This is a genomic window from Deltaproteobacteria bacterium (assembly GCA_026712905.1).
Taxonomy (GTDB): Bacteria; Desulfobacterota; Binatia; order UBA9968; family JAJDTQ01; genus JAJDTQ01.
Genome location: JAPOPM010000116.1, coordinates 38189 through 50088, shown reverse-complemented (window position 1 = coordinate 50088; position 11900 = coordinate 38189). Strand labels below are relative to the sequence as shown.

The following is an 11900-nucleotide window of genomic DNA, read 5'->3' as shown; positions in this document are numbered from 1 at the left end:
GGTGTCCGGCGGCACCACGCTGAAGTTGTCGAAGGCCTTCTGCCCCCAGCGCAGGAACGCGTACCGTTCCTGGTTGCGCTCGTACTCCAGCTTCGAGTTGGAGGCGAAGGACTGCAGCGAGCCGAAGTGGTCCACCTGCACGGAGTGGTCGATGACCAGGTCCACGGGCTGGAGCGGGTTGATCCGTTTCGGGTCGCCGCCCAGCCGTTTGATGCCTTCGCGCATGGCCGCCAGGTCCACGATGGCGGGCACCCCGGTGAGGTCCTGCAGCAGGATGCGCGCCGGCATGAAGGCGATTTCCTTCTCCGGCTTCGCCCCCGGGTCCCAACCCGCCAGCGCCCGGATGTCGTCCGCCGACACGTGCCGGTCGTCCTCGCAACGGAGCAGGTTCTCCAGCAGGATCTTGAGGGAGAAGGGCAGCCGCTCCACCGGCAAGGATGTCGCCTTCGCCAGGGCGTCGAGGCGGTGGATCCGGTAGCAGCTGCCCCCGACTTCGAGCGTGGAGGCGGTGTGAAACGTGTCGATGCTCTGTGATGCCATGTGAGGCTCCTTGATATGGATTTTCGGTTTCAGGCGGCCCGGAGGGACGCGGGCGGATGGATGCCGCGGGGCCTTGAAACCCTTCTTTCTAGCGCAACCGGTGCGGCTTGCCAAATCGGCGGAAGCGGACGGTGTAACGGCAACTACAAGATGCCCCATAGAGTCGGCGTTGATGCGGGAAAAGGATTACTTGGATAAAATTAGTTGGCAAAAATATCTCGCGTGTGGAAAAAGGAATACCCGTAAGGCATAGTCGCCAGAGGCGCGTGGGGTGTGACGCGCAAACTGCGAAACGTGCAACAACAGTCGAGGTGAAACATGACCATGAAGAGCACAGTAGCCATACTCCTTACCGCCCTCGCCGTCGCGGCATGTTCGACCACCAGGGAAGTCGCGGCACCGGTCGATCCCTTGGCGGGCGTCAACGAGATGGTCGCCACGAACAACGGGATTGTGGCCTCAAGACTACACCCGACCGGAGGACTTGCCATGTCCTTTGGGTGTAGCGCTGAGGCGTGTGTAACGACCGGAGGCTTCATCGTTACTCCAACGGGCGTCTCGCGGCAGTTGTTTCAGGATGGTTTTGAGCAAGAGCGCGAAATCGGCGGCGTCCAGTTGGTCGAGAGCATTCACGAGGACGGCGACTGGAGACTCTATGGCGGGTGGCTCGACAACGCGGCGGCATTCGTGCAGCGGCTCCGGCCACTTGGCGCGACCGGAGGATCGGACTGGTTCGTGGGGCTTGCTTTCGGCGCGCTTTCCGAAGACCCGCTTCCGGTTGAGGGAACCGCCAGTTGGCGGGGCGCGATGGTGGGCGTACATACCAACTCCCAAGACCGCTATGCGGGCGATGCCAATCTCGTCGCCACGTTCGGGGCCCTGCCGTCCATGGGCGTTTCCTTCACCCGTATCGCCAACGTGGAGACCGGTGCCGCGCGCGAGGACATATCCTTCGACCAGGTCACGCTGTTTCCTGAGACGTCCAAATTCGTCGAATTGCAGCCTGGAGACGGTCCGTTTCAGGAAGCCCCGATCTATATTAACGGCAGATTTTATGGCCCGAATCACCAGGAAGCTGCCGGCGTTTTCGGCTACAACGAACTGATCGGGGCGTTCGGAGCCAGGAAGCAGGAGTAGCCGCTATCTGGCTTCGCGGGGCACCGTCAACATTGATTCAGACTGCTTGGTCCCGGTGCAGCCGCGCGATGGCCTCGGCGTCGTAGCCGAGCTCTTCGAGGATCGAGTCGGTGGCGTCGCCCAGATCCGGGATGGGGTCGTAGCGGGGCGGGCTGCCGGACAGGTTCAGGGGGCTGCCGATGACCGGCACCTTGCCCACGGGGGAGTCCACCTCCCGGATCATGCGCCGGGCGGCGGCCTGGGGATGGGCCAGCACCTGGGCGATGCCCCGGACTTTGCCGTTGGGCAGCTCCGCCGCCTGCAGGCGTTCGAGCCAGGTCTCGTGGCCGTGCTCCAGGAAGAGCTGCTCGATGGTTTCCTCCAGCGCGCCGCGGTTTTCCCTGCGCGCCTCCACCGTGGCGAAGCGGGGGTCTTCCATCAGCGCGGGGCTTTCCATCACCTTGAGGCAGAAGACCTCCCAGTCCTTGGGCGTGGCCACGGCTAGGTTCACGTACTCGCCGTCGCCCGTCATGTAGGGGCCGTAGGGGGTCACGTAGTGGTGCCGCATGCCCACCCGGTCGGGCTCCTCTCCCCGGTGCCAGTAGTGGTGCGGAAAGTAGCCCAGCCAGGAGAGGATGCTCTCGAACATGGAGATGTCGATGACCTGCCCCTCGCCGGTCTTCTCCCGCTGGAACAACGCCAGGACGATGCCCAGGGCGGCGTACATGCCGGAGGCGATGTCGGACACGGACACGCCGGCCCGGGCGGGCTTGTCGGGGTAGCCCGTGGTGGCGATGATGCCGGCCTCGCCCTGGATCAGCAGGTCGTAGGCCTTGACGTCCCGGTAGGGGCCGTCCTGGCCGTAGCCGGATAGGGAGCAGTAGATGAGCCGCGGGTTGATCTCGTGGAGGGTTTCCCAACCCAGCCCCACGCGCTCGGCCACGCCGGGGGCGTAGTTTTCGAAGAAAACGTCGGTGGTCTGCGCGAGCTTGTGGAGGACCTCCAGGCCCTCCGGCTTCTTGACGTCCACCGTGAGGCTTCGCTTGTTGCGGTTGAGCCACACGTAGCCCGATGACAGCCCCTTGACGGCGGTGTCCCAGTGGCGGATCAGGTCGCCCACGCCGGGGCGCTCGATCTTGATGACCTCGGCCCCCATCTCTCCCAGCAGGCCGGTGCCGAAGGGCCCGGCGAGGACCTGCTCGAAGGCCATGACCCGTACGCCGCTGAGCGCGAGGCCGCCGTTGGTGTCGGATGAGCTCACTCGTACGCTCCTTGCGCTGCCGCCCTCCGTCTGCCCCCACCCGCCCGTGCGGCAGAATGCCGACAGGGGGCGACCGCCGGTCGCCCCTACATGCCTATCCGTTTCCAGTCCACTAGTCGCCGTCGACGATCTCCGGGAAGATGTCCCGCCGGGGAGCGAACTCCTTGCGCCAGACCATCACGCTGCGGGCGTAGTCGATGACCACCTTGCCCTCCTGCTGGACGCCCCGGGTGCGCACCTTGACGATGCCCCACTGGGGCTTGGACCGGGAGTCGCGCTTCTCCAGCACCTCGGACTCGGAGTACAGCGTGTCGCCGGCGAACAGCGGGTTGGGCAGCCGGATCTGGTCCCAGCCCAGGGCGAAGCCGTTCTCGCTCACGTCCGCTACCCCCATGCCCGCCACGATGGCCAGGGTGAGGGCGCTGTTGATCAGGCACTTCCCGAACTCGGTGCGCTTGCCGTACTCGTTGTTGAAGTGGATCTGGTTGGTGTTGTTGGTGAGCAGCGTGAACCAGATGTTGTCGTTCTCCGTGACCGTGCGCCCGACCCGGCACCGGTACACGTCGCCGACGTTGAAGTCCTCGAAATAACGTCCTTCCCAGCCCTGTACGACCGCCATGGGAAATCTCCTTCAGCCTTTGTTCCGTTTGCCCCTCTCCACCCCTGGGTTCCCGCTTCCGCGGGAATGACGATTAGGGGTGGCTGTGCCATTTCTTGTTGGAGCGCGGTCTTGGACACAGCCTGCTCCTCGGGAATGACGCACCGGAGTGTCGGCACGCTTGCGGCAGGGTAGCACAGCTCACACTCAAGAGTGAAAACCCGGCCTCGGGTCACCGCGCCTTGAACACGATGTCACCGAACCAGGCCACCGCGGACTCGCCCGTGTTGTCGGTATCGGTCATCACCGCCACGCCCGAGATGCGCGGCGGGTCGCCGCCGAAGGCCCTGCGGTAGTCCTCCACGAGATTGCGCGACTCCGTCACCCACTCGCCGGACTTGCCGTTGCCGCTCTGCAGCACGAACATCCGGACGCGGCCGGTGTAGGGGTTGGGGACAACGGTTCCCACCGGACTCTTGCTCTCCCAGATGTAGTTCATCGCCCCCAAGGGGGGATATTCCCCGTGGGCGAACCGGATGGCTTCGTACTTGGCGCGCTCGAAGAACCCCACCTTGCTGCTGTCGTACCTGAACGTGATGTACAGCCGGGCCGGGTAGTCGTCGCCGTCCTTGCGGGTGACGTCGCCCTTCTTCAGGACGTTCTCGACCTTCCAGCGCCACTCCACCACCGGATATTGCATCGGGTCGATGTCCACCTTGCGCACCAGTCCCGAAGCCGACGCCCGGCTCACCGCCTTGACCGCCACCGTCCCGTTGTCCTCCACGAGTGCGTATTCCGTGTGCTTCTCGATCTTGTCGAAGGTGAGCGGCTCCCAACCGTCCGGGAAGGCTCCGCCGGCCTTCGCGGCCGAGAATTTCCCCACATCCAGCGTCCCCAGGGGCTTCGCCTGGAGGGCGACCGTGATCGCCAGCCCGAGACTCACGCCGACCAAAACAAACGTAGAGCGAAAGAACCCAGGCAGGCTCAACCGACCTCGATGTGTTGTCATATCGAAAACCTACAGGAGAGAAACGCGCCTCAGCGCGCCCTTCCGCCAGCCAGGAATTCGTCCACGGTGAGCCCGGCGGACCGAAGGAGGCTTCTGAGGGTGCCTTTGGCAACTTCCTTGTTCACGACCTCTTGGCCGCTCAAGGGGCGCAAGGCGGGAGTCAAACCGCAATCTCTATCTGTCGCGTCTCAATCGTCAGTGGAAGGCCCTTCTCTGCTCGAACCTCCAGACAGAGCGCGATAGCTTCCTTGATGTTCTCCAGGGCTTGGCGCTTTGTCTCTCCCTGGCTGACGCAGCCTGGTATGGCGGGGCATTCCACCACCCATACCCCGTCTTCGTCCCGGTCAACTGTTACGTTGAATTTCACTCTTCCCTCCAAGACTTCAGAGTCAGGGCCATCAACCCGTGTTCTTTGCGATATTGAAGACCGATTTGAAGCTTGCCACGAGCCGTGGAGTGCTTCAACAAGTCGCCAGCATAGCAAACGTCTTGAAACAATCTGGCGACGCAGGCGCAAATTGGCATTCAAGGCCTCCTCTTTGTATAGTACCCGCACCCATGATGGATTTCACCCTTACCGAGGATCAAGTGCAGCTCCGGGAGGAGATCCGCAAGGTCTGCCAGGACTTTTCCGACCCCTATTGGCGGGACGTGGACGCGAAGGGCGAGTATCCGGAGGCGTTCGTCGGCAAGCTCACGGAGCTGGGCTGGCTGGCTGCGCTGATCCCGGAGGAGTACGGCGGCATCGGACTCGGCATCACCGAGGCGAGCATCATCCTGGAGGAGATCAACCGCTGGGGCGGCAACTCCACCGCGTGCCACGCGCAGATGTACACCATGGGTACGGTGCTGCGGCACGGCAGCGAGGAGCAGAAGGGGCGCTATCTGCCCGGCGTGGCCAGCGGCAAGCTGCGGCTCCAGGCGTTCGGGGTCACCGAGCCCGACTCCGGCTCCGAGACCACGCGCATCCGCACCACCGCCGTGCGCAAGGGCGACCGCTACGTGATCAACGGGCAGAAGATCTTCATCTCGCGGGTGCTGCAGTCGGACCTGATGCTGCTGCTGGCGCGCACCACGCCCTACGACGAGTTGACGGACAAGACCCGTGGGCTGTCGGCGTTTCTGGTGGACATCCGGGAGGCGGGCGATGCGCTGGAAGTGAAGCCTCTGGACATGATGATCAACCATCATACCAACGCGCTCTTCTTCTCCGACATGGAGGTGCCGGCGGAGAACCTCATCGGCGAGGAGGGCATGGGCTTCCGCTACATCATCGACGGCTGGAACGCGGAGCGGGTGCTCATCGCCGCCGAAGCGGTGGGGGACGGGCGCTGGTTCGTGGAGCGGGCGTCACGCTACGCGGGCGAGCGCAAGGTGTTCGGCCGGCCCATCGGCGCCAACCAGGGGATCCAGTTCCCCATCGCCCAGGCCTACGCGCACATCGAGGCGGCGGACCTGGTGCGCTGGCACGCGGCATCGAAGTTCGACCGCGGCGAGCGCTGCGGCGCCGAGGCCAACATGGCCAAGCTGCTGGCCTCCGAGGCCGCGTGGGAAGCGGCCAACGCCTGCATCACCACCCACGGCGGCTACGGCCTGTCGGTGGACTACGACGTGGAGCGCAAGTTCCGTGAGACCCGGCTCCTGACCATCGCGCCGGTGAGCAACAACCTGGTGCTGGCCTACCTGGGGCAGCACGTGCTCGGCATGCCGCGGTCGTATTGAGCTCACCTTGAGGTAGATCACCATGGATTTGCAACGTTCCTGGATGTTCGTGCCGGGGCACCGGCAGCGGATGATCGACAAGGCCCTGGGACTGGACGCGGACGCGCTCATGCTGGACATCGAGGACGGCGTGGCGCCGGCGGAGAAGGACGAGGCCCGGCGTCTCATCGGCGAGGCCCTGGGGCGCGAGCGGAGCCCGGGGCAGCCGTTGCGCTACGTGCGCATCAACGCCATCGGCCACCAGCGCATGGCGGACGACCTCGAGGCGGTGCTGCGCCCGGGCCTGGACGGGCTGGTGCTGCCCAAGGTGGAGTCGCCCGAAGAGATCGCCGCCGTGGAGTCGCTGGTGGCGGCGCACGAGGCGTCCACGGGCACGACGGTGAAGATGCTGGTGGCCATCGAGAGCCCCAGGGGACTCCTGGCGGCGCCGGCCATCGCGGGTTGCTCTCCGCGCGTCGTCGGGCTCATGTTCGGGGCGGAGGACTTCGGCCGCGAACTGGGGCTCCCCACCTCGCGGGAAGGCGAGGCGCAGGAACTTATCTACGCGCGCTCCGCGATGGTGGTGGCGGCGGCCTCGGCCCACGTCCAGGCGGTGGACGGAGTCTGGGTGGACCTCCAGGACCCCGCCGGCCTCGCGCGGTTCGCCTTGCAGTCGCGACGCCTGGGCTTCACCGGCATGTCGTCCATCCATCCGGCCCAGATCGCGCCCATCAACGCCGCCTTCAGCCCCGGCCCCGAGGAAATCGACTACGCCCGCAAGGTCATCGAGGCCTACGAGGAGGCCGCCGCCCGCGGCGACGGTTCGGTGGCCTTCGGCGGCCAGCTCCTCGACCGCCCGATCATCGAGCGGGCGCGCCGGACGCTGGAGATGGCCGAGGCCCTGGGCGGCGCATGACGGAGACGGCGCCGTGCGCAGGCCGCCAGATCGAGGTCCGGGTTCAGGACCCGGCTTCGAGCGGCTGAATACAAGGACACCAGTTCATGCCCAAGGTAGAGAACACCGAGAACCTCCGCTGCCTCACCGCCACCAATCCCGGCTACATGACGCTTCGGGGGACGAACCAGTACCTGCTGGGGCGCGAGGAAATCACGGTCATCGACGTGGCCCTGGGTTCGGACGAGAACATCGACGGGCTGCTGGCCGAGGTGGAGGCGCTGGGGGGGAGCCGCATCACCCGCATTCTGCTGACCCACATCCACATGGACCACTGCGGCGGCGCGCTGGCGCTCAAGGAGCGCACGGGCGCGGAGGTGGGAATTTCACGGGTGCGCGCGGGCCACCTGGGCGGCGAGGACTTCACCTACGACGAGGGTGACCGCATCGCCTATGACGGCGGGGAGCTGGAGGTGGTGTTCACCCCGGGGCACGAGGCCGGGCACTGCTGTTTCTACGAGCGCGAAAAGAAGATCCTCTTCTCTGGAGACCACATCCTGGGCAAGGGCACCACGGTGGTGCCGGCCGGGGAAGGGAACATGGCCCACTACATGGCCTCCCTGGAGAAGCTCCTGTCGCTGGACATCGACCTGCTGCTGCCGGGCCACGGCCCGTTCGTCACCGAGCCAATGGCCAAGATCCGGGAGTACATCGACCATCGCCTGATGCGCGAGGAGCAGATCCTCCAGGGCCTGCGCGACGGGCGCCATTCCATCGGCGACCTGGTGGCGGTGATCTACGTCGACTATCCGGCGGCTCTCATACGCGTGGCGCACTCTTCCGTGGAGGCCCACCTGTTGAAGCTCGTGGCGGACGAACGGGTGCATCAGGAAGGCGACCGGTACTTCCTGGCGGTCGGTGGACGGGCCTGATTGGCGGTCGATGCGGGTGCATCGGCAAGGGGATGCGGTATCTCCCGAGAACCTCTCCTGATATCTTATCATGCCCCTGGACCTTACCGAGACCGGCGATGATGACGCCGGACGCTTGTGGTTGCGTGGAGGCTTTCCGGGAGCCTGGCTGGCACCGGGCGAACGGGCCAGCTTCACGTGGCGGCGCGACTTCATCCGTACCTACCTGGAGCGCGACATCCCGTTTTTCGACGCCCGCCTGCCGGCCGAGACCTTGCGCCGGTTGTGGACCATGCTGGCCCACGCACAAGGCGCACCCTTCAATGCCGCGCGGCTGGCCTCAGCCCTCTCCCTTCACGTACGGACTCTGCAACGCTACATGGACCTCCTGGTGGACCTGCTGCTGGTCCGGCGCCTGCCACCCTGGTCCGGCAACGTGGGCAAGCGCCTCGTCCGGGCGCCCCGCCTCTACCTGCGCGACAGCGGAGTCGCTCACGCCCTGCTGGGGCTGCGTACCCTCGAAGATGTGCTCGCGCACCCGGTGGCGGGCGGCAGTTGGGAAGGCTTTGCGATCGAGAACCTGCTGGCGGTCGCGCCGTCTTGGGCGCAGCCGTTCTACTACCGCACTCAGGCCGGCGCCGAAGTGGACTTGGTGCTGGAGTTCGACCCCGGCCGCCGCTGGGCCATCGAGATCAAACGGTCCGTCAGCGCCCCCACACCCTCCAGGGGGTTCCACATCGCCTGCACGGACATCGGTGCCGCCCGGCAAATCGTGGTATATGGCGGCGCGCGGCGCTTTCTCCAGGCTGGCGGGACTGAAACCATCCCCCTGGGTGGCTTGATGGACGAATTGACCTCCGAGGCAGGGGAGGCGGCTTGACGTTGCGTCTTGACCGCTTCGATCACCGGCGTCACTGCCCCGCCACCGGCGGCCACACCTCCACGAGCACCACGGGCAGTCCTTCCCGAGACAGGCGGGCACCGTATTCTCTGGCTTCGTCCTCACCGCTGAAGGTTCCGAGGCGGACCCGGTAGTAGCCTTCGTGGGGCTCTATCACTACAGGCCTGTCGTGTCGGCTCTCGAGGCGGGCCTTCAGTTCACGGGCCTTTTCCAGGTCCGAGAAGGCCCCCACCTGCAAGGTGTAGTCGAGCCGCTCGGGGATGGCCGTCAGGTCGTGCCCGCCCGTGTCCACGACCTCCACCCGCACCGGCGCGGTGCCCGGCCGGATCATGTCCACCGCGCGGGCGGCGGCGTAGGAAAGGTCGATCACCCGGTTCTTGACGAACGGGCCGCGGTCGTTGATCAGCACGGTCACGGACTTGCCGTTGGTGAGATTGGTGACGTGAACGCTGGAGCCCAGCGGCAGGGTCTGGTGCGCGGCGGTCATGCCGTGCTGGTCGTAGACGGTACCGCTTGTGGTCTTCTTCCCGTGGAAGCCGGGGCCGTACCACGAGGCGATGCCCTCCTGCGAGAGCGGAACCGCGGGAGGGGTGGGGACGCGCGGCGTGTCCGGCGGCACCGATGGAGCGGGCCGTGACACGTCGGGCTGCGACGAATCCGCTTTCGTGGGATCGGGCTTCGACGGCGCGCACGCGGAAAGCGCCACGAGGGTTGCGATGGCCCAGAGCCAAACGCGGCCGCGCGGGCGCCAGAGGAGTGGGGAAACCATCGCTTCCCGATTATACCGGAATGTCGGTGTCATGGAAGCGGCGCACCGGGACACCCCTCGTCCGGCTCGTTTACGGGCCGGTGTCAGTTGTGGTAACTTTTCATTCGCCGACACGTTCGCCGCGCGCGTTCCCGTGTTTGGGTCAACGGGTCGGCAAGCATTCCGGCAACCCCGACCTGGCGGTCGGTGCCGGCTGATCCTGTTGGAGGAGAGCGTCGCGCCATGTCCGGACATTCGAAATGGAGCACCATCAAGCACAAGAAGGCGGCCAAGGACGCCAAGCGAGGCAAGCTGTTCACCAAGTTCATCAAGGAGATCACGGCGGCGGCGCGCATGGGCGGCGGGGATATCGCGGCCAACCCGCGCCTGCGCACGGCGGTGCAGACCGCCCGTGACAACAGCATGCCCAACGACAACATCGAGCGCGCCATCAAGAAGGGCACGGGCGAGCTCGAAGGAGTGTCCTACGAGGAGATCAGCTACGAGGGTTACGGCCCGGGCGGCGCCGCCTTCCTGGTGCAGGTGCTGACGGACAACCGCAAGCGTACGGTGTCCGACATCCGGCACCTCTTCAGCAAGCACGGCGGCAGCCTCGGCGAGACCGGCTGCGTGGCATGGATGTTCGACAGCAAAGGGCTCATCGTCGTCTCCAAGGACGCGGTGGACGAGGAGGAGTTGATCGGTCTGACGCTCGAGGCCGGCGCCGAGGATGTCGCCGAGAGCGATGATGTCTTCGAGATCGTCACCGCGCCGGAGGACTTCAACGCGGTCCGGGAAAGCCTCGACAACGCCAAGGTCGCCGTGGTCTCGGCCGAAGTCACCATGATCCCCAAGAACACCACGACCCTCGGTGAGAAGGAGGCCGAGCGCACCCTCAGCCTCACGGAGGAGCTTGAGGACCACGACGACGTCCAGAGCGTCGCGGCGAACTTCGACATACCGGACGAGATGCTCGAGAAGGCCGGTTGATGCCGGCGGGATCGGAGAAGTTCCTATCGAAACGATCCTGGGCATAGACCCCGGAACCATCAAGACCGGCTGGGGCGTCATCCGCGTCGACGGAAGCCGGCTCCGGCACGTCGCCCATGGCACGGTAAGAGCCGCCGCGACCTTGTCGCAGGACCGTCGCCTCCACCGCATCTTCACGGAGTTGATCCGCGTCGTCCGAGAACACCAGCCTACTCAAGTCAGCCTGGAGAAGGTCTTTCTCGCGCGCAACGTTCAGAGTGCGCTGAAACTCGGCCAGGTGCGCGGCGTGGCGCTGCTGGCCGCCGCGGAGGGTGACGTGCCGGTCGCGGAGTACAACTCGGTCCAGGTGAAGAAGGCGGTGACAGGCTACGGGCACGCGAGCAAGGCACAGATACAGCAGATGGTCACCGTCCTCCTCGAACTCGCCGCGGAACCGCAGGAGGACGCCGCCGACGCGCTGGCGGCGGCCATATGCCACGGCCATCTGCGCGCGTTCCACACCAGTGCCGTCGCGACGTCGGGCCGGAGCGGGAGAAGCTCCCGCGGGCTGCGCTGGCCGGTCGAGGCTCTCCCCGGCGGCAAGCAGTGAGGAACATCCGACCCATCGCCGCATCATTCCGAGTCTTATCGTGATCGCCAAGGTTCGCGGCACATTGGACCAGAAGGCGCCCGGCGAGGTCATCGTCGACGTCAACGGCGTCGGCTATCAGCTCTTCACGGCGCTGAGCGTGTTCTACCGGCTGCCGGAAGTGGGAGAGCCGGTGAGCCTGTTCGTGTACACCCACGTCCGGGAAGACGCCATCCAGTTGTTCGGTTTCTTCGATCCGGCGGAGAAGCAAGCGTTCACGCTGCTCACCGGGGTGTCGGGCATCGGCCCGCGGCTGGCGCTCAACATCCTGTCCGGCCTTGCCGCGGGTGAGTTGCTGGCCGCACTGCGGGACGGCGACGTCGCCCGCCTGGTGTCGATTCCCGGGATCGGCAAACGCATGGCCGATCGCATGATCGTGGAGCTGCGTGATAAAATAGCAGGGTTGCCGGAAAGCGCCGCGGAGTCGACGGCGGTGGACCCGGGAATCCGTGGCGACGCGGTGTCGGCGCTCGTGAATCTGGGTTACCGCCGCGCCGATGCGGACCGGGTGGTGCGGCGGTTGCTGGACAAGGGTGCCGCCGATCTGGAGACCGTGCTCAAGGAAGCCCTGCGCCAGCTCAGCCTCTAGCACACTAGCGTAT

At 65.8% G+C, this 11900-nt stretch carries 13 protein-coding genes and 1 pseudogene; 8 read left to right on the top strand and 6 right to left on the bottom strand.

Annotated features, from left to right (window positions below):
- The coding region (locus OXF11_09140; GenBank protein MCY4487264.1) for an aconitase family protein at positions 1–540 on the bottom strand (540 nt) is incomplete at its 3' end.
- Between the two features lie 318 nt (positions 541–858).
- On the opposite strand from OXF11_09140, the gene OXF11_09135 reads away from it, so the two are divergent.
- Complete coding sequence (locus tag OXF11_09135; protein MCY4487263.1) at positions 859–1677, top strand: hypothetical protein; 819 nt, start codon at positions 859–861, stop codon at positions 1675–1677.
- Positions 1678–1714: 37 nt separating this feature from the next.
- Here the strand turns inward: OXF11_09135 and OXF11_09130 are convergent, their stop codons facing one another.
- The 4 genes from OXF11_09130 to OXF11_09115 all read right to left on the bottom strand — a co-directional run bounded on the left by OXF11_09130 (position 1715) and on the right by OXF11_09115 (position 4891).
- Positions 1715–2917: a CaiB/BaiF CoA-transferase family protein gene (locus tag OXF11_09130; protein ID MCY4487262.1), complete on the bottom strand. Its 1203-nt coding sequence runs from the start codon at positions 2915–2917 to the stop codon at positions 1715–1717.
- Between the two features lie 112 nt (positions 2918–3029).
- Positions 3030–3536, bottom strand: coding sequence for a MaoC family dehydratase (locus OXF11_09125; protein MCY4487261.1), 507 nt, complete (start codon positions 3534–3536; stop codon positions 3030–3032).
- 211 nt (positions 3537–3747) lie between these two features.
- Positions 3748–4524 carry a DUF3047 domain-containing protein gene (locus OXF11_09120; protein MCY4487260.1) on the bottom strand — a complete coding sequence of 259 codons (777 nt, stop codon included), beginning with the start codon at positions 4522–4524 and terminating at the stop codon, positions 3748–3750.
- Between the two features lie 160 nt (positions 4525–4684).
- Complete coding sequence (locus OXF11_09115) at positions 4685–4891, bottom strand: type II toxin-antitoxin system HicB family antitoxin (GenBank protein ID MCY4487259.1); 207 nt, start codon at positions 4889–4891, stop codon at positions 4685–4687.
- A gap of 194 nt (positions 4892–5085) precedes the next feature.
- Between OXF11_09115 and OXF11_09110 the strand changes: the two genes are divergently transcribed.
- From OXF11_09110 to OXF11_09095, 4 genes are all read left to right on the top strand, one after another.
- Positions 5086–6246: an acyl-CoA/acyl-ACP dehydrogenase gene (locus OXF11_09110; GenBank protein MCY4487258.1), complete on the top strand. Its 1161-nt coding sequence runs from the start codon at positions 5086–5088 to the stop codon at positions 6244–6246.
- Positions 6247–6268: 22 nt separating this feature from the next.
- Positions 6269–7141 (top strand): CoA ester lyase, encoded by an 873-nt coding sequence (locus tag OXF11_09105; protein MCY4487257.1) that lies wholly within the window; start codon positions 6269–6271, stop codon positions 7139–7141.
- An 86-nt stretch (positions 7142–7227) separates the two neighbouring features.
- A complete protein-coding gene (locus tag OXF11_09100; protein ID MCY4487256.1) occupies positions 7228–8052 on the top strand; it encodes an MBL fold metallo-hydrolase in 825 nt (274 codons plus the stop codon).
- Positions 8053–8122: 70 nt separating this feature from the next.
- The gene (locus tag OXF11_09095; protein MCY4487255.1) at positions 8123–8911 is read left to right on the top strand and encodes a DUF4143 domain-containing protein; all 789 of its coding nucleotides are present in this window, start codon (positions 8123–8125) and stop codon (positions 8909–8911) included.
- A 31-nt stretch (positions 8912–8942) separates the two neighbouring features.
- Here the strand turns inward: OXF11_09095 and OXF11_09090 are convergent.
- A pseudogene (locus OXF11_09090) lies at positions 8943–9527 on the bottom strand (septal ring lytic transglycosylase RlpA family protein).
- Positions 9528–9923: 396 nt separating this feature from the next.
- Between OXF11_09090 and OXF11_09085 the strand changes: the two are divergent.
- Genes OXF11_09085 through ruvA form a run of 3 tightly spaced genes read left to right on the top strand, consistent with a single transcriptional unit; the run spans position 9924 to position 11887 of the window.
- A complete protein-coding gene (locus OXF11_09085; protein MCY4487254.1) occupies positions 9924–10670 on the top strand; it encodes a YebC/PmpR family DNA-binding transcriptional regulator in 747 nt (248 codons plus the stop codon).
- Entirely contained in the window at positions 10552–11259 is a 708-nt protein-coding gene (ruvC, locus tag OXF11_09080) for a crossover junction endodeoxyribonuclease RuvC (protein MCY4487253.1), read from the top strand. The genes OXF11_09085 and ruvC overlap by 119 nt, the downstream gene beginning before the upstream one ends.
- Before the next feature lie 40 nt (positions 11260–11299).
- Positions 11300–11887, top strand: a complete 588-nt coding sequence (gene ruvA, locus OXF11_09075) for a Holliday junction branch migration protein RuvA (GenBank protein MCY4487252.1) — start codon at positions 11300–11302, stop codon at positions 11885–11887.
- Positions 11888–11900: the final 13 nt, after the last annotated feature.

Excerpts from the sequence above, each read along its gene's own strand:
- OXF11_09125 (MCY4487261.1), bottom strand. The coding sequence starts at position 3,536 with ATGGCGGTCGTACAGGGCTGGGAAGGACGTTATTTCGAGGACTTCAAC.
- OXF11_09135 (MCY4487263.1), top strand. The coding sequence starts at position 859 with ATGACCATGAAGAGCACAGTAGCCATACTCCTTACCGCCCTCGCCGTC.
- OXF11_09085 (MCY4487254.1), top strand. The coding sequence starts at position 9,924 with ATGTCCGGACATTCGAAATGGAGCACCATCAAGCACAAGAAGGCGGCC.
- OXF11_09105 (MCY4487257.1), top strand. The coding sequence starts at position 6,269 with ATGGATTTGCAACGTTCCTGGATGTTCGTGCCGGGGCACCGGCAGCGG.
- OXF11_09100 (MCY4487256.1), top strand. The coding sequence starts at position 7,228 with ATGCCCAAGGTAGAGAACACCGAGAACCTCCGCTGCCTCACCGCCACC.
- OXF11_09120 (MCY4487260.1), bottom strand. The coding sequence starts at position 4,524 with ATGACAACACATCGAGGTCGGTTGAGCCTGCCTGGGTTCTTTCGCTCT.
- OXF11_09110 (MCY4487258.1), top strand. The coding sequence starts at position 5,086 with ATGGATTTCACCCTTACCGAGGATCAAGTGCAGCTCCGGGAGGAGATC.
- OXF11_09095 (MCY4487255.1), top strand. The coding sequence starts at position 8,123 with ATGCCCCTGGACCTTACCGAGACCGGCGATGATGACGCCGGACGCTTG.